Below are 17,170 nucleotides of genomic sequence, written 5' to 3'. Positions count from 1 at the left end.
ATGATTATTCTTGATATTGCCTTCTACACACTTATTGTAGTAGTCTTAATTCAAGTTTTCTTTTTTTTATATGTTTTTGGGAAGTTTGCATTTCACAACTCAAAACAGGTAAACACTAACCCAAAAACGCCTGTTTCTGTAATTATTTGTGCTAAAAATGAAGCAGAAAATCTTAAAACTTTTTTACCTACGGTAGTCCAGCAAGACTATGAAAACTTCGAAATTGTTTTAATTAACGATGGCTCTAATGATGAGACATTAGAAGTTATGGAGCGCTTTTCTTTAGCAAACCAAAACATTAAAATTGTAAATGTAGAACCTGTAGAAACCTTTTGGGGCAATAAAAAATATCCCCTAACCCTTGGCATAAAAGCAGCCAAACATAATATATTATTATTTACTGATGCAGATTGTAAACCTGTTTCAAAATATTGGATTAAGGAGATGGTTTCTAATTTCAATTCTAAAACCTCTATAGTTTTGGGGTATGGTGGGTATTCAAAAATTAAAAACTCTATCCTAAATAAACTAATACGGTTTGAAACTTTGCATACGGCTATATCGTATCTTTCATTTGCAAAAATGGGAATGCCTTACATGGGTGTTGGTAGAAATTTAGCCTACACCAAAACTCAATTTTTTAAAGTAAATGGCTTTATGAAGCATATGCGTGTTCGCTCCGGAGACGACGATTTGTTTGTAAACCAAGCCGCCACAAATGTCAATACCAGCATTTGCATCTCTAAAAAAAGTTTTACCACATCTACACCAAAAACTTCGTTTAAAACTTGGTTTAGGCAAAAACGCAGACATGTTTCAACTGCAACATATTATAAGTTAAACCACAAGATAATACTTGCTTTATTTTACACTTCTAGCCTTATGTTTTGGTGTTTATCTATTTTGCTTTTAGTGTTTTGGCATTTTCCTATATATGGTGTAGCTTTAATTTGTATAAGATGTATAGCGCTTTTTTTTATCTATGGGCTTTCTGCAAAAAAACTCAATGAAAAAGACCTAATTTTTCTTTTACCCGTTCTCGAAATCTTTTTAATTATTTCCCAATTGGCTATCTTTATATCAAATATCATTTCAAAACCCAACCATTGGAAATAAAAGAAGCTATCTCTCGCGCAAAAAAGAATGACCAAAAAGCCTTTAATTATTTATTGGATTTGTATTGGGATGATGTGTATGGTTTTCAATTAAAAAGAGTTCAAAATGAAAACGATGCCGAAGATATAACCATACAAACTTTTTCTAAAGCTTTTGACAGAATTGAAACCTTTAATGAAAATTATACCTTTAAAACATGGTTAATCACTATTTCTAAAAACATCCATATAGATTTAGTAAGAAAGGAAAAAAACACCATAAAACCTGTTATTTCAAAAGACGATAATAGCGTTTTACAAATTTTAGACGAGTCGCCAACAGTTGAAGATAAATTAATTACCGAACAAAATCTAGCAAATTTACTTCGCGACATTAAAAAGCTGAAACCGCATTACCAAAAAATAATCAACCTAAGGTATTTTCAAGAATTGAGCTATAAAGAAATCTCAAAAGAACTAGAAGAACCCATAAATAATGTAAAAGTAAAGCTGCTTAGAGCAAAAAAACTACTTGCTGAAGTAATTACAAACAAAAATGATTAAACAGCTAAAAAACCTAGGGCCAGGGCTTTTGTTTGCTGGTGCAGCCATTGGCGTGTCGCACTTGGTACAATCTACAAGAGCTGGTGCCGATTTTGGTTTAGGCTTAATTTGGGCGCTAATTTTAGTAACACTATTTAAATATCCTTTTTTTCAATACGGCCCAAGATATGCTGCAGCCACTGGCGAGAGCCTATTAGATGGCTACAAAAAACTGGGCAAAGGCACTTTAGTTACCTATTACCTCCTTACACTGGGCACCATGTTTGTAATACAAATGGCCGTTACCATTGTTACCGCTGGTATTGCCTCTTCTCTATTTTACGAATTTAAACCTTTAGCAATTGGAGCTTTGGCCATTTCCAGTGTACAAATCTGGTCTATCATAATTTTAGCCATCTGCCTTTCCATTTTACTTTTAGGTAAATACAAATTGCTTGATAAGCTAATTAAAATTATCATTATAACGCTATCCGTTAGCACAATAGCAGCAGTTATTATGGCACTTTTTAACAATACACAGTCGCTATCGTTAAGGCAAATATTACCCCAAAACACTATAGAAATTACATTTTTAATAGCATTTATGGGGTGGATGCCTGCACCTTTAGACATCTCTGTATGGCACTCGTTATGGACATTAGAAAAAAAGAAGAATCAGATGGATTTTTCAGCAAAAGGATCGCTTTTCGATTTTAATATGGGCTACATAGGCACTATTATTTTAGGCATTAGCTTTGTACTTTTAGGGGCTTTGGTAATGTTTAATAGCGACGAAGCATTTAGTAGTTCAGCAACTATTTTTGCTGCCCAACTTATAGAAATGTACACTTCTAATTTTGGCAATTGGGCCTATGTAATTATTGGAGTTGCCGCTTTTACAACCATGTTTAGTACCACACTAACAACGCTTGATGCATCACCAAGATCTATGGATAGAACTTCAGAATTGCTTTTAAACAAAACCTTTAAATTCGGGTATTTGTTTTGGATTATTTTATTGTGCTTAGGCACTATTTATATTTTTCTGTTCCTAGGTTCAGAAATGGGGCTACTCGTTAAAATTGCTACCATCTTATCTTTTATCACAGCACCGTTCTACGCCATTATAAATTACATACTTATCTCTGGCAGGTTTACTCCTAAAGCGTGGCGTCCCAATAAATACTTACATATTTTAAGCTGGTTGGGAATTCTCTTTTTGTTAGGTTTTAGTTTGTGGTATCTTACTACACTCTAATTATCCATTTAATAGAATACTTCGTATCTTTGCAATTCATTTTTTAGCAATGGAAAAAGAAATAATTTCGAACATACTACCAGAGCGACAAGCAAAACCTAAATGGTTACGCGTTAAATTGCCTACTGGAAAAAAATACACAGAATTAAGAGGTTTAGTAGACAAGTACAACCTTAACACCATATGCACCTCTGGAAGTTGCCCAAATATGGGAGAATGTTGGGGCGAAGGTACAGCTACATTTATGATTTTAGGAAACATTTGCACACGTTCCTGCGGGTTTTGTGGGGTTAAAACAGGTAGACCAGAAACTGTAGATTGGGACGAGCCTGAAAAAGTAGCCCGCTCCATTAAAATAATGAATATTAAGCATGCTGTTTTAACAAGTGTTGATAGAGACGATTTAAAGGATATGGGAAGCATTATGTGGGCAGAAACTGTAAATGCAGTGCGCAGAATGAATCCGGAAACTACTCTAGAAACACTCATACCAGATTTTCAAGGTATAGAAAGGCATATTGACAGGATTATAAATGTAGCGCCAGAAGTAGTGTCGCACAATATTGAAACGGTAAGAAGACTAACCCGTGAGGTACGCATACAAGCTAAGTATGATAGAAGTATGGGCGTTTTAAAATACTTAAAACAACAAGGACAGCGACGTACAAAATCTGGTATTATGCTAGGTTTAGGAGAAACTAGGGAGGAAGTTATAGAAACCTTACACGATTTAAAAGAAAATGATGTTGATGTGGTTACTATTGGCCAATACCTACAGCCTACCAAAAAGCATCTTCCTGTTAAGCGTTTTATTGATCCAGACGAATTTAATGAGTTTAAAGAAATAGGTCTCGATTTGGGTTTTAGACACGTAGAAAGTAGTGCTTTGGTACGCTCATCATATAAGGCTCAAAAGCATATCAACTAATCAAATATGCAATTTGTCGATAAAAATATGTATTTTATCGAATAAATATTTATATTTGTCGACTAATTGAATACAAATGTCCCGAATAAAACAATACCCATTTATTGTTTTGATGTTATTATCAATAACATTATTCTCTCAAAACACCATTGAAGAGGATCCTGAGATTATTCAAAACAATATAGATTATTACATAGAGCAGTCTCAAAAAGATATTGAAAACTTTAATTATTTCGAGGCACAAAAAACTCTAGATGAGGCTCTAGAGCTAGCTCAAAATTCTGATAATAAAAAAAGTATAGGATTAATACAATCCATAAAAGGCAAACTTCATTTAATTATTGAAGAAGAAGACGATGCAATAAAGGCACTCAATTCTGCTATTGAGATGCAACGTATTATAAACGATAATAAAAACCTTGGTCGCTCTTATAAAACATTTGGCGATGTTTACATGGCCAAACAAAACATTTACCAAGCGTTAGATTCTTACCGTGCTGCAAAATCTAAATTTGAAGAAGAAGAACTAGAAGCTGATCTTGCCGAAACTCTACTAGCGGAAGGCAATGCATATATAGCACTAAAAAACTACAGAAAAGCTCGAGAACTTACCGAACAAGCTGTAGCAATTTCCAGAAAAGAAAACTTGCTTAATACCTTAAGCAGTGCTTTGGTAAACCATGGTAAAATTTATAACATTCTAAACGATCATCAAAAAGCCTTAGATTTTACAAAAGAAGGTTTAGAGATTGCTAAAGCCAATAGTTTTAAAACTATAGAAAACGAAGGTTTTTTAGTGTTGAGCGACATCTATGAAAGTACTAACGATTTTAAGCTTGCTACCAACTACTTAAAAGCTCATATTAAATTATCAGATTCTTTAAGAGCCGTAAAACGCGCCAATTTATCACCTGAAAAAAGAATTCAATTTTTAATTAACGATCAAATTGAAAGCAATAAAAAACAACAGGCAGAATTAGAAGAAGCTAATAGCAAAAACGATTTAAGCACCCTAATTTCTATACTTAGTGTAGCGCTTATTACTATTTTATCCCTACTAACGCTTTCATTATACAAAAACAATAACATTAGACTTAAAACTAACAATATGCTTCATAAAAAAAATAATGAGCTTATTGTTGCAAAAGAAAAAGCAGAACTAGCCTCTAAAACAAAAGCTAATTTCTTATCCACCGTTACACACGAGCTAAGAACACCACTTTACGCAGTAACAGGGTTAAGCAATATGCTATTAGACGAAGACCCTAAGCCAGAGCAAATACAACATTTAAAATCCCTGAAATTCTCTGGAGATTACTTACTTACGTTTATAAACGATATTCTTCAAATTAATAAAATTGAAGCGAATAAGGTTGAAGTAGAATCAGAACCATTTAACCTTAAAAAGAAAATTAACAATATCGTTCTTGCGCTAAACAACTCTGCATTAGATAATAATATTACCATTCATTTTGAATACGACAAAGATTTACCAGAAAACTTTATAGCAGACCAATTAAAGATTTCCCAAATATTAATTAACCTAATTGGAAACTCTATTAAGTTTACCAAAGATGGGGATATTTGGATTAGGGTTTACAAAATAGGACAAGAAAACGATATTTATAACCTTCGTTTTGAAGTAGAAGATAATGGTATTGGTATAACCAAAGAGAAACAAGACAATATGTTTGAAAGTTTCTCACAAGGCTCAATTCAAATTAATAGAAAATATGGCGGCACCGGTCTTGGGCTTTCAATTGTTAAAGGTTTAATTGAAATATTAAAAGGAAAAATTTACTTACAGAGCGAATTAGGCAAAGGCACAACTTTTTTCTTTGAAATTCCTTTAGAATACAACGAAGCCAAAGAAAAAGCAGCAAAAAAACAAGTTAAGAAACTTGATGTTAAACCTAATATTGATTTAAGTTCCGTTAAAATTTTAGTGGTTGAAGATAATAAGATCAACCAAATGATAACTAAAAAGATTTTAACTAAAATGGAACTTGCTTGCGAAATTGTAGACAACGGTGAAGCTGCCGTAGATATGATTAAAAACAATAAGTACGATATAATTTTAATGGATATTCACATGCCAGGGATTAGTGGTATTGAAGCCACAAAAATTATTAGAACGTTTGATAAAGAGCTAACCATTTTTGCCCTTACCGCTGTTACTATAGAAGATAAAATGCACGAGTTTGAAGAAGCCGGATTTACCGATATAATCCCAAAACCTTTTAAACAAGAAGAGTTTGAAAAAAAGCTTTTCAACTCACTATCCAACAAAAAATCGGCTACTGCCTAAAACTGTTTTACAAAGCGTTTTACTAAATTATCAAATGGCACATTCTCTAAAATATTTACTGTAATTGGTAAATAAAAAAGTCTTTTTTCTAATGCTTTATACTGTTTTAAACGCATAAAATCTTTTTCGGTGGTTAATATAACCTCACAAGATTCTAATTTAGAAATGTCATCAGGAGAAAACTCATAATGATCTTTAAAGTTTAAATGTTGAAATTTTAGATTTTTAGATTTCAAAAATGTTACCAAAGGCGTTGCATTAGCAATACCCGTTACAAGGGTAAAATTAGTTAAACTGTTTAATTCTAGCTCAGCAGTTTTAGACACCACTTTATTTGCATAAGCAATAGTACTAAAAAATACATGTTGGTATTCTGTAGGCTTTATGCGCTTTAAAAACTCCTCTTTTTTAATATTGGTTATATTGCTAGGACATTTTGTAACCACAATAATATCAGCACGCTTATAACCACTTTTAGGCTCTCTTAAATCTCCTGTTGGCAAAACCATATCGTTAAAAAACGGATTACTGTAAGTTGTAAGCATAATATTTAAGCCCACCTTTACTTTTCTATGCTGAAATGCATCATCTAGCAGCACAATTTCTGGAGCATTATTTAATTGTAATAATTTTGTAATACCATTAACTCTATTGTTATCTACAGCTACTGTTACATTGGCAGCAAACTTATTATAAAATTGAAATGGTTCATCGCCCAAGTCTTCTGATGTTGATGTGGATTTCGCTAATTGAAACCCCTCTGTTTTTCGTTTGTAGCCTCGGCTTAGTGTTGCTATTTTAGCATCATCTTTTAAAAGCCTAACTAAATATTCAATCATAGGTGTTTTTCCAGTACCCCCTACACTTAAATTACCTACGCAAATTATTGGAATACTAAACGATGTTGATTTTTTTATACCCAAATCGTAAAGCCTATTTCTTAACCAAGTTATAAGATAATAAACTGGTACAACTGGAAATAATATTTTTCTTAGCAGGTTCATTTAAGCGAAAGTATAATATTTTATCTTTGAAGCAAACAAATAAATAATGATTGTACAAGACGTCATAAATCATTTAGAGGCTCTCGCACCATTATCATACGCAGAAGATTTTGATAACGTAGGGCTTTTAGTAGGAGATAAAACCGCTAAATTAACAGGTGTATTAGTTACATTAGATACATTAGAGACTGTTATAGACGAGGCTATTTCTAAAAAATGTAATCTTATAGTTAGCTTCCACCCTATTATTTTTAAAGGTTTAAAAAAGCTTACAGGAAAAACCTATGTAGAGCGTGTGGTAATAAAAGCTATACAGCACAATATTGCTATTTACAGCATGCATACCGCTTTAGATAATACTTTCCAAGGGGTAAACAATATGATTTGCAATACACTTGAGCTAGAAAACAAGCAAATACTCATACCGCAAAACGGTACCATAAAAAAATTAACAACATACGTACCCAAAAATGAAGCCGATACATTAAGAACCGCTTTATTTAATGCAGGCGCAGGACATATTGGTAATTACAATAATTGCAGCTTTAATGTTGAGGGCCACGGCACATTTAAGGGTAACGATGCATCGTCTCCAACAATTGGCAATAAAGGAGAAACCCATACCGAGGCTGAAACCAAAATTACCGTAACTTTTGCAAAACACTTAGAGGCTAAAATATTAAGAACACTTTTTAACACACATTCTTACGAAGAAGTAGCTTACGAAGTAATAACCATAGAAAACAAAAACCAACATATAGGTATGGGAATGGTTGGCGAATTAGCCACACCGCTTAGCGAAACCCAATTTTTAAAGTATTTAAAAACTAAAATGAAAACAGAATGTATTCGGCATTCATCATTTTTAAACAACCCTATTAAAAAAGTAGCCGTATTAGGAGGCTCAGGAAGTTTTGCCATTAGTGCTGCTAAAGCCGCTGGTGCTGATGCATTTGTAACAGCAGATTTAAAATATCATGATTTTTTTGGTGCCGAAAGCACCATTTTTTTAACTGATATAGGACACTACGAAAGCGAACAATTCACAAAAAACCTTTTAGTAGAGTATCTTACAAAAAAAATTACTAATTTTGCAATCATTTTATCAAAGACAAATACAAATCCTGTTAAGTATTTTTAAAGTATGGCTAAAAAGAAAGAAGTTAGTGTAGAAGAGCGTTTAAGAGCTTTATACGATTTACAACTTATAGATTCTCGCATTGACGAAATAAGAAATGTTCGAGGAGAATTGCCTTTAGAAGTAAGAGATTTAGAAGACGAAGTTGCTGGATTAAACATTAGACTAGAGAAATTAGTTAATGATTTACAAACTATAGATAACGATATTTCTTCTAGAAAAAATTTAATTGAGGAGTCTAAGGCACTCATAAAGAAATATGGTGAGCAACAAAAAAATGTTAGAAATAACAGAGAATTTAACTCCCTTTCCAAAGAGGTAGAATTTCAAGAATTAGAAATTCAATTAGCCGAAAAACACATTAAAGAATTTAAGGCACAAATTGAACAAAAGAAAGAGGTTATTGCCGCTACCAAAGAACAGTTAAAAGAGCGCGAAACGCATTTAAAGCACAAAAAAGGTGAACTAGATGCAATTTTAGCAGAAACTGAAAAAGAAGAGCAAGCCCTAATTGCTAAGTCTGAAGATTACAAAAAACAAATTGAAGACCGCTTGGTTGCTGCATACGATAGAATTCGTAAAAATGTAAAAAATGGTTTAGCAGTGGTACCAATAGAAAGAGGTGCTTCGGGTGGTTCATTTTTTACAATACCTCCACAAGTTCAAGTAGAAATTGCATCTCGAAAAAAAGTAATTACCGATGAGCACAGTGGTAGAATTTTAGTAGACGCAGCTTTAGCAGAAGAACAAAAAGCAAAAATGGAAAAATTGTTTGCAAAACTGTAAACCAATTTTATATACAAACACCTCTAAACAGGTTAATACATTTTAAACCAGAGCATCAAACGCTCTGGTTTCTTATTTTACAGCTAGAGTATATCACACCATACCTTTTAAGAGATTTTTTACCTTAAGTCCCCATATGTACTTCTTACTCTAAGTTTAAATAAAACAAACACAAAGTTTTATCATTGGTAATTTAGATATTATATTGCACAGAACACAAAAAAAGCATCCCTAACAGGATGCTTTTTTACTAACTAACCAACCAAAATATGAAATTACAATTCTAAAGTTTAAAGTAACCACTCAATAAACTATTAATTGAAGTGTAACTGTTATTAATATACCAATATCTGTGCCAAACTTTTATTTTTACTTTTTATATTTTCTTTATCTTGGGCTCTCAATACACATTTTAATATGAACAATGCACCAATATTTACCCAAGACACAATTGTTTTTGGACTATTAATGTTAACTCTGGGTTTTGTATTTTACACTTCAACAAGCTCTAGTGCTTTTTGGAAAAAATTCTATAAATATATTCCTGCATTACTTATGGCATACATGCTGCCCGGTGTTTTAACCACCTTAGGAATAATTGCCCCAGAATGGACATCTATTAACGCTTCTGGTGAAGCTGTAGAACATAAGTCTCAAGTATATTACATTGCCAGCAGATATTTACTACCTGCTGCACTAGTATTAATGACGCTAAGCATAGACTTAAAGGCTATTTATAATTTAGGGCCAAAAGCATTAATTATGTTTTTAACAGGTACCGTTGGCGTTATAATTGGTGGACCATTAGCTATATTGCTAATATCAACGGTTTCTCCCGAAACTGTTGGAGGCGCCGGACCAGATGCTGTATGGAGAGGTTTAGCCACTTTAGCAGGTAGTTGGATTGGTGGAGGAGCAAATCAAGCAGCAATGCTAGAAATTTATAAATTTAATACCGATAACTACGCTGGAATGGTAATAGTAGATATAGTAGTGGCCAATATTTGGATGGCCATTTTGCTGTTGGGTATTGGTAAATCTGAAAAAATTGATAAATGGCTTAAAGCTGATAATAGTGCTATTGAAGTTTTAAAAGAGCGTGTATCATCTTACGCCAATAAAATTTCTAGAAACCCCTCACTCAGCGATTTAATGGTTATTCTCGGTATAGCTTTTACAGTGGTTGGTATAGCACATTTTGGAGCAAGTAATATTTCTGAGTTTTTAACTAATAATTTTGAAGCTGTTAGAGATAAAACTTCTGCAATGTCATCATTCGGCTCTCAATTTTTTTGGATGATTACCATAGCAACACTACTTGGCATTTTAATATCGTTTACAAAACTTAAAACATATGAAGGTGCTGGTGCTAGTAAAATTGGTAGCGTTTTTATTTATATTCTAGTAGCTAGTATTGGAATGAAAATGGACTTAACCAAAATTGTAGAAAATCCAGGACTTATTTTTGTAGGATTAGTTTGGATGTTCATTCATGTAGCGCTGCTATTCTTAGTTGCAAAAATCATTAAAGCCCCTTACTTCTTTTTAGCTGTAGGAAGTAAGGCCAATATTGGTGGTGCTGCTTCAGCCCCGGTAGTTGCAGCCGCATTTCACCCGTCATTAGCAACGGTTGGGGTACTATTAGCAGTTTTTGGTTATGTAGTAGGTACATATGGCGCAATGCTTTGTGCTGAACTTATGAAAATTGCTGCTGGAGGTTAGCATATATTTAATAATTATAAGATATTTGCGCTCCAAAATTATACTTTTTAGAATGAAAAAAACAATCACATTTCTTCTTATTATACTAACATTTGCATGCTCTAATAAGCCACAAGACTTAGTAGTAAAAACCAACATTAAAGGATTAAAAAAAGGAACCGTATACCTTAAACGTGTTATCGATACGGTATTGGTAACGGTAGATTCTGTTATTGTAAATGGTAATCCTGAATTTGAATTGTATGCAGAATTAGATGAGCCGGATTTATTTATTTTAGATCTTGACAAAAACTCTAAAGAAGAAGACAGAATTAGCTTTTTTGCAGATAAAGGTACTATGGAAATTAATACAACTTTAAAACATTTTGTAGCAGATGCTGTGATAAAGGGCTCTGAGCAACAAAAAATCTTGGAAGATTATCAAAAATTAATGTCACGTTTAAACAATAGGAATTTAGATTTTATTAAGGAACGTTTTGAAGCTGAAAGAAATGGGGATACAGCTACAGCAAATACTATTGAGAAAAAACAAAATAGCCTCTTTAAAAACAGATATTTACAAACTGTAAATTTTGCACTTAACCATAATGATAGTGAAGTTGCTCCGTATTTGGCACTTTCTGAAATTTATAATGCGAATACCAATTTATTGGACACCATACACGCTTCGTTAACACCTAGAATTAAAAATTCTAAATATGGTAAAGAGTTACAAAAATTCTTAGAAGAACGAAAGCTAGATGAAAAAAGTAATTAAAAAAAGCCTCTAAACTAAGTTTAGAGGCTTTTTTTTGAGCCGATAGAGGGACTCGAACCCACGACCTGCTGATTACAAATCAGCTGCTCTAGCCAGCTGAGCTATATCGGCGTAGCGGATGCAAATATAATTTCTAAATTAATATTTGCAACAAATTGGCCTGAAAAAATTAACCTAATTTATTAATTTTTTCTATTAAGATTCTGCCTCTATTTTCCAACTCTTCGTTTATAGCTTTAAAATGGGCTTTTTTGTCTTCAATACTTCTATCGTTAACTTTTGCTATTAGCTCATCAAACGTTTCAATAGCTTCATCTATAATAGCCTCACTCTTTTTTGTATCCTTATCTGTATTTTGATATTCCCAAACATAAACTGCCTCAATAATATCTCCTAATACGTAATTTATATCTTTTTTAAGATCTCTTACACTTGCCATAATTATTATTTTTAATTGATTGTAAAACTAAACATAAACTTCTAATAACTTTAACTTTTTAGGTGTAATTTTATAACGTTTTGTATGCACATAAATTAGTGTATATATCTTTTACATAAACACCTTTAAATAATTTAACTAACGCCTACTAACCTGAGTAGGTTACAAAATTTCTAGGGGTTTCGTATAATGTAATTTCAAGTTCTAGGTTACTGGTCAACTTAGCTTTCATCTTGTTATAAATTACAACTGCTATATTTTCGGCTGTTGGATTTAGTGTTGCAAATTCTGGAACTTCTATGTTTAGATTTTTATGATCAAAAGCATCCTCTACCTCACTTTTTATTATATCCTTCAAAATCTTCATGTCTATAACATAACCCGTTTCCTTATCAATCTCTCCGGTAACACTCACTATTAATTCATAATTATGGCCGTGAAAGTTTGGGTTATTACATTTACCAAAAACAGCGTCGTTCTTTTCAAAACTCCAATCTTTTCTATATAATCTGTGAGCTGCGTTAAAATGAGCTTTTCTACTAACTGTTACCTTATTCATGAGTTTATATTTATGTGTTCGTAGAATTTATCAAAAATTACCTTAAACCAAGCGGTGTAGAGCTCTGGGCGAGCAGTTATGTCTGCCCTTACGTCTTCTAGTGGCATCCATTTCCAATCTTCGACCTCTTCTTTATTAATGTTTGGAGTAGCATTGTATTTTCCCAACAAAACATGGTCGTACTCATGCTCTGTAAGTCCGTTATCAAAAGGAGCTTTATATATGAATGATATAGACTCCTTTAAGTCTGTAACAAACCCCATCTCCTCCATTAATCTTCGCTTTCCAGCATCAATATTTGTCTCACCTTCTCTTTGATGGCTACAACAGGTATTGGTCCATAACCCTGGTGAATGATACTTGGTTAGGGCGCGTTGTTGTAGCATTAAATCGTTATTATCGTTAAAGATAAATACTGAAAATGCACGATGCAAAAGGGCTTTCTCATGAGCTTCCATTTTAGGCATTACACCTATTTGCTCATCTTGTTCGTTTACAAGAATTACTTTTTCTTCTTTCATAGTTTAGCAAAAATACGAACAAAATATTACTTGTTTCATCCTGTTTTAAATAAAAAAGCACCTAAATAAATTTAGATGCCTTATTAGATAGATGGTTAATGTTATTAATTTTCTACTACTATAAATTCGCTTCTTCTATTTGCCTGATGTTCGTCTTTGGAGCATTTAACACCATTTGAGCAATGATTTGTTAATCGTGTTTCACCATAACCTTTGCCCGATATTCTATCGGGAGAAATACCTCCTTTATTTATAATATAAGCTTTAGTAGATGTATTTCTTCGTTCCGATAATGCTAAATTATAAGCATCTCTTCCTCTAGAATCTGTATGGGAACGCACATCTATTTTTACGTTAGGAAACTCCTTCATATATTTAATAATTTTAGCCAACTCTATTTCTGCATCTGGTCGTATAAACGATTTGTCATAATCAAAATAAATAGGATTTAGATTTAGTAATAAGGCCAAATCGGTACCAATTCCTGCCGCACTTGGTTCTAAAGCTAATTTTAAGTTAGAATCTTTTTTAGCAGTATTAACCGTAAAGTCGGTGAAATCGTCCTCATATTTTTCTTTCTTAGCCTCAATAATGTAGGTTTGTGCTTTACAACTTGTATTAAACTGAAACATACCACTATCATCACTTTTAACAGATTCTAGTACGTTATTATTCTCATCTTTTAAAGTTACTTCAGCATTTGCAATAATAACATTGGTACGTTTATTAACTACTGTGCCTTTTAAACTGAAATCGCAATCGGGTATTTTAAAACTATAAATATCATCGTCTCCTTTTCCTCCTTTTCTATTTGAAGAAATATAGCCTGTACGTAAAGATTCGTTGATAATAAATGCGAAATCGTCTTTAGGACTATTAATTGGTTTTCCAACGTTTTTAAGCATATTGGAATCAATATCGTCTAACTTAATTTTAAATACATCTAGTCCGCCTAAACCTAAATGTCCATCAGAAGAAAAATATAGAACACCTTTATCGCTAACAAACGGAAAGTTTTCTCGTCCTTCCGTATTTATTTTAGAACCTAAATTTAGTGGTGTACCATAAGTACCATCATCGTTTATATCTACTACAAAAATATCAGACATTCCCTTAGTTCCTGGCATATCTGAAGCAAAATATAGCTTTTTCTCATCTACACTTAAAGTAGGATGTGCCACATTATATTCATCATTATTAAAAGGTAATGGTTCTATGTTTGTCCATTCTCCATCTGCTAAAGTAGCTTTGTAAACCTTGAGTGTGTGGGTGTTTTCACTGTTCTTTTTAAACCTACCGTTATAGTAATTGTTTCTAGTGAAATAAACCGTTGTTCCATCTTTTGTAAAGGCAGTTGAAGACTCGTGATACTTCGTATTAATATCTCCTGCTACTTCTTGAACATTACCTTCACTATCTAATTCAAATAAATCCAAAAAGGGTTGTGCATTCCAACTATAAATTTTCTCATCTTCATCTCTAGAGGACGCAAAAATAAGGTTGTTATTATATAAAGAAGCTCCAAAATCTGAAAAAGAAGTATTTACATCTAGGTTTACTAGCATATAATCTTGAGACATAGTTTCAATTGCTTCGAGATAATCTGGGTTGTTTAAAAACTTAACTCCTCTGGAATCGTCAGGTCTTAGAGTTGCAAAAGTTCTAAGTGCCGCATCTGATTCTTTATAGTTGTTCGTAGCTTTTAGCGCTTGTGCATATTTAAAATAGTTTTCGGGGTTGGTTTGTGGATTTAAACTGACTAATTTTTCATACCACTTTGCGGCATCATCCATTTCACTATTATAATAGAAGGTATTCGCTAATTTTTCAATTACTTCAGGAGAAGCATCTTCCTTATTTGCCAATTCCAAAAGATCATTTCTAGACGCTACATAAGATAGCTTTTCGTACTTTTTTACTGCACTTGACACTTTTCCCTTTTGAGCAAATGAAATTCCAGATGTAAAAACAATTATTATGGTAAGTATATATATTCTTTTTTTCATGTCTCTTGTCTTTTTAGAAGAATCTTGGTGATAAGATTTTACCTATTTGTTGTAACTCAAACCTTAACATAATTTCGTGGGTTCCACTGTTATAGTTATTTAACGCTGTGGTTGTCGCATCATAAGCATATCCTGCAAATAAACCTGGGGTAATTTGAAAACCTACCAGACCACTTACAGAATCATCCCATCGATAAGCTAAACCTAAAGTAAACTTATCATTAAACAACGCATTAACAGATAGGTCTGCAATTAATGGAGCACCTGATACGCCTTTAACTAAAAAGGCTGGCTTTAACTTGGTGCGCTCGCTTAAATCAAAAACATAACCGCCAATTAAAAAATAATGCAAACGCTCTGTAGCTATCGATTCCTGAAAATCATCATAATGCTCTGTTGTAAATATATTTGGAACAGACAGACCTAAATACCATCTATCGGAATGCAAATACATTGCCGCTCCTAAAGTGGGTGAAATTAAATTGATATTCTCATTGAATAATCTATCAGGGTTTTGAAATAAACCTTTACTCCAATCGGTATCAAGAATATGTAATCCTCCCTTTAAACCAAAAGATAGTTCTAAATCACCTGAAGCATCAACAGGAATTGTATAAGAGAAATTTAAATCTATACTCGTTTCTTCTGCTGGACCTAGTTGATCACTAACAATATTTAACCCTAAACCTAATCGCTCATTTTTTAATGGTGAATGAATACCAAAAGTTACTGTTTTGGGTGCGCCATCTATACCAACCCATTGGGTTCTATACAATGCTGTTGCACTTAAAACGTCTCTCTGACCAGCATAAGCAGCATTTACACTCATAGTGTTATACATATACTGCGTATACTGCGGATCTTGTTGTGCTTGAGTTTCTAAACTTAATAGTGCAGTAAACACTACTAAAATTAAACTTTTTATGAATGATGTTTTCTGTATCATCTTTTTAATTCTTTAGCTGTTTACTTATTATCTATTTATGTATAACCATCCTACTTTTGGTTTAGAACCATCTCCAAAATCCAAGACATAATAATATGTACCCGGTGGTAGTTTTTCATTTGCATTAACCGTTACGCGTCCATTAGATGTTCCATCCCAATCATTATTATAACTGCGTTTCTCGTAAACCAAGTTACCCCATCTATTATAAACTTCTAACTTGTTATTAGGGAAGTTTTCAATACAGTTGATAATTAAAGTATCGTTAACACCATCACCATTAGGTGAGAACTCATTAAATATGAGCAAACATCCAAGCTCTGTAAATGTTGGATCATCCGAGGTATTACCATCTAAATCGTCACCATCATCACTAGTATCAGATACAGCTCCAGAACGTGGATTTGAACCTGAAGCTACAACACTGTTACTTACTCCACCGGCATTAATAGCTGCTTGAGTTATAGTGAAACTAGCACTATACGTTGCAATCTCTCCAACAAGCAGAATTCCATCATCACTACCCAAAGTTGAGCTCACAAAGGACGGTCCTTCTGTAAGTGATATGATGTTTCCATTAGCATCTGTAAACGTATCTACAAGTGAAATTCCTGTCAAATCAAAATCACCTGTATTCTCCACCTCAATAGTGTAATCTATTCGATCTCCCAAAGAAGTGCCTCGCACATCGGCCACCTTAGTAACTACTATTGATGCTTCACAACCGGTTATTATTGGATCGCATGGATCACTCGAATCAGATGTTCCAGTAGGAATACTTGGAGTACCTGGGTCATCGATTCCTGTGGTCTCTTCACAATCTGTTAATCCATCGCCGTCTGAATCTGTTGTATTGATGCCGATTGGATCACATGGATCGTTTGGATCACTCGTTGGTCCGCCTGGGAAGGTTGTGGGATCATCCGGTGTGCTTGGATCGTCTATTCCTGTGGTTTCTTCACAATCCGTAAGTCCATCGCCATCTGAATCTGTTGTATTGATGCCGATTGGACTACAAGCATCGTTTGGATCACTTGTTGGTCCAACTGGGAAGGTTGTGGGATCGTCCGGTGTGCTTGGGTCATCGATTCCTGTGGTTTCTTCACAATCCGTAAGTCCATCGCCGTCTGTATCTGTTGTATTGATACCGATTGGACTACA

General features: G+C 33.4%; 16 protein-coding genes and 1 tRNA gene. 9 read left to right on the top strand and 8 right to left on the bottom strand.

Annotated elements, in window-relative coordinates:
* The 5 genes from CLV33_RS15445 (at window position 1) to CLV33_RS15425 (ending at window position 6,131) form a co-directional block, all read left to right on the top strand.
* Complete coding sequence (locus CLV33_RS15445) at window positions 1–1,116, top strand: glycosyltransferase (RefSeq protein WP_211297573.1); 1,116 nt, start codon at window positions 1–3, stop codon at window positions 1,114–1,116.
* Window positions 1,107–1,658, top strand: a complete 552-nt coding sequence (locus CLV33_RS15440) for an RNA polymerase sigma factor (RefSeq protein WP_042245079.1) — start codon at window positions 1,107–1,109, stop codon at window positions 1,656–1,658. Before CLV33_RS15445 ends, CLV33_RS15440 begins: the two co-directional genes overlap by 10 nt.
* Entirely contained in the window at window positions 1,651–2,895 is a 1,245-nt protein-coding gene (locus CLV33_RS15435) for an NRAMP family divalent metal transporter (RefSeq protein ID WP_105474658.1), read from the top strand. The genes CLV33_RS15440 and CLV33_RS15435 overlap by 8 nt, the downstream gene beginning before the upstream one ends.
* Before the next feature lie 49 nt (window positions 2,896–2,944).
* Window positions 2,945–3,823, top strand: a complete 879-nt coding sequence (lipA, locus tag CLV33_RS15430; RefSeq protein ID WP_042248698.1) for a lipoyl synthase — start codon at window positions 2,945–2,947, stop codon at window positions 3,821–3,823.
* A 76-nt stretch (window positions 3,824–3,899) separates the two neighbouring features.
* Window positions 3,900–6,131: an ATP-binding protein gene (locus CLV33_RS15425; RefSeq protein ID WP_105474657.1), complete on the top strand. Its 2,232-nt coding sequence runs from the start codon at window positions 3,900–3,902 to the stop codon at window positions 6,129–6,131.
* On the opposite strand, the gene lpxK is transcribed toward CLV33_RS15425, so the two are convergent.
* Entirely contained in the window at window positions 6,128–7,135 is a 1,008-nt protein-coding gene (gene lpxK / locus CLV33_RS15420; protein WP_105474656.1) for a tetraacyldisaccharide 4'-kinase, read from the bottom strand. The genes CLV33_RS15425 and lpxK overlap by 4 nt on opposite strands.
* Window positions 7,136–7,181: 46 nt before the next feature.
* On the opposite strand from lpxK, the gene CLV33_RS15415 reads away from it, so the two are divergent.
* The 4 genes from CLV33_RS15415 (at window position 7,182) to CLV33_RS15400 (ending at window position 11,538) form a co-directional block, all read left to right on the top strand.
* The gene (locus tag CLV33_RS15415) at window positions 7,182–8,276 is read left to right on the top strand and encodes a Nif3-like dinuclear metal center hexameric protein (RefSeq protein WP_105474655.1); all 1,095 of its coding nucleotides are present in this window, start codon (window positions 7,182–7,184) and stop codon (window positions 8,274–8,276) included.
* 3 nt (window positions 8,277–8,279) lie between these two features.
* Window positions 8,280–9,059: a zinc ribbon domain-containing protein gene (locus CLV33_RS15410; RefSeq protein WP_042245068.1), complete on the top strand. Its 780-nt coding sequence runs from the start codon at window positions 8,280–8,282 to the stop codon at window positions 9,057–9,059.
* Between the two features lie 417 nt (window positions 9,060–9,476).
* A complete protein-coding gene (locus tag CLV33_RS15405) occupies window positions 9,477–10,781 on the top strand; it encodes a DUF819 family protein (RefSeq protein ID WP_105474654.1) in 1,305 nt (434 codons plus the stop codon).
* A gap of 52 nt (window positions 10,782–10,833) precedes the next feature.
* A complete protein-coding gene (locus CLV33_RS15400) occupies window positions 10,834–11,538 on the top strand; it encodes a DUF4369 domain-containing protein (protein ID WP_105474653.1) in 705 nt (234 codons plus the stop codon).
* 37 nt (window positions 11,539–11,575) lie between these two features.
* Here the strand turns inward: CLV33_RS15400 and CLV33_RS15395 are convergent.
* The 7 genes from CLV33_RS15395 to CLV33_RS15365 form a co-directional block, all read right to left on the bottom strand.
* Window positions 11,576–11,649 (bottom strand) — tRNA-Thr (locus CLV33_RS15395).
* Window positions 11,650–11,707: 58 nt separating this feature from the next.
* Window positions 11,708–11,977 (bottom strand): hypothetical protein, encoded by a 270-nt coding sequence (locus CLV33_RS15390; protein ID WP_105474652.1) that lies wholly within the window; start codon window positions 11,975–11,977, stop codon window positions 11,708–11,710.
* Window positions 11,978–12,125: 148 nt separating this feature from the next.
* The gene (locus CLV33_RS15385) at window positions 12,126–12,536 is read right to left on the bottom strand and encodes a 6-pyruvoyl trahydropterin synthase family protein (protein WP_105474651.1); all 411 of its coding nucleotides are present in this window, start codon (window positions 12,534–12,536) and stop codon (window positions 12,126–12,128) included.
* Window positions 12,533–13,057 carry an isopentenyl-diphosphate Delta-isomerase gene (gene idi, locus CLV33_RS15380; RefSeq protein WP_042245057.1) on the bottom strand — a complete coding sequence of 175 codons (525 nt, stop codon included), beginning with the start codon at window positions 13,055–13,057 and terminating at the stop codon, window positions 12,533–12,535. The genes CLV33_RS15385 and idi overlap by 4 nt, the downstream gene beginning before the upstream one ends.
* A 104-nt stretch (window positions 13,058–13,161) precedes the next feature.
* Window positions 13,162–15,063, bottom strand: a complete 1,902-nt coding sequence (locus CLV33_RS15375; protein WP_105474650.1) for an OmpA family protein — start codon at window positions 15,061–15,063, stop codon at window positions 13,162–13,164.
* A gap of 13 nt (window positions 15,064–15,076) precedes the next feature.
* Window positions 15,077–16,009 carry a PorP/SprF family type IX secretion system membrane protein gene (locus tag CLV33_RS15370; RefSeq protein WP_105474649.1) on the bottom strand — a complete coding sequence of 311 codons (933 nt, stop codon included), beginning with the start codon at window positions 16,007–16,009 and terminating at the stop codon, window positions 15,077–15,079.
* Window positions 16,010–16,036: 27 nt separating this feature from the next.
* Window positions 16,037–17,170 (bottom strand): T9SS type B sorting domain-containing protein (locus CLV33_RS15365; RefSeq protein WP_146109755.1); only part of this gene is annotated, 1,134 nt, incomplete at its 5' end.

This window comes from Jejuia pallidilutea, assembly GCF_002973595.1.
Lineage (GTDB): Bacteria > Bacteroidota > Bacteroidia > Flavobacteriales > Flavobacteriaceae > Jejuia > Jejuia pallidilutea.
The sequence above is the reverse complement of the archived record's forward strand: the minus strand, read 5'-3'. Positions and strand labels throughout refer to the sequence as shown.

Coding starts and splice junctions, on each gene's coding strand:
- CLV33_RS15445 (WP_211297573.1), top strand. CDS start 1: ATGATTATTCTTGATATTGCCTTCTACACACTTATTGTAGTAGTCTTA.
- CLV33_RS15435 (WP_105474658.1), top strand. CDS start 1,651: ATGATTAAACAGCTAAAAAACCTAGGGCCAGGGCTTTTGTTTGCTGGT.
- lipA (WP_042248698.1), top strand. CDS start 2,945: ATGGAAAAAGAAATAATTTCGAACATACTACCAGAGCGACAAGCAAAA.
- CLV33_RS15425 (WP_105474657.1), top strand. CDS start 3,900: ATGTCCCGAATAAAACAATACCCATTTATTGTTTTGATGTTATTATCA.
- lpxK (WP_105474656.1), bottom strand. CDS start 7,135: ATGAACCTGCTAAGAAAAATATTATTTCCAGTTGTACCAGTTTATTAT.
- CLV33_RS15415 (WP_105474655.1), top strand. CDS start 7,182: ATGATTGTACAAGACGTCATAAATCATTTAGAGGCTCTCGCACCATTA.
- CLV33_RS15410 (WP_042245068.1), top strand. CDS start 8,280: ATGGCTAAAAAGAAAGAAGTTAGTGTAGAAGAGCGTTTAAGAGCTTTA.
- CLV33_RS15405 (WP_105474654.1), top strand. CDS start 9,477: ATGAACAATGCACCAATATTTACCCAAGACACAATTGTTTTTGGACTA.
- CLV33_RS15400 (WP_105474653.1), top strand. CDS start 10,834: ATGAAAAAAACAATCACATTTCTTCTTATTATACTAACATTTGCATGC.
- CLV33_RS15390 (WP_105474652.1), bottom strand. CDS start 11,977: ATGGCAAGTGTAAGAGATCTTAAAAAAGATATAAATTACGTATTAGGA.
- CLV33_RS15385 (WP_105474651.1), bottom strand. CDS start 12,536: ATGAATAAGGTAACAGTTAGTAGAAAAGCTCATTTTAACGCAGCTCAC.
- idi (WP_042245057.1), bottom strand. CDS start 13,057: ATGAAAGAAGAAAAAGTAATTCTTGTAAACGAACAAGATGAGCAAATA.
- CLV33_RS15375 (WP_105474650.1), bottom strand. CDS start 15,063: ATGAAAAAAAGAATATATATACTTACCATAATAATTGTTTTTACATCT.
- CLV33_RS15370 (WP_105474649.1), bottom strand. CDS start 16,009: ATGATACAGAAAACATCATTCATAAAAAGTTTAATTTTAGTAGTGTTT.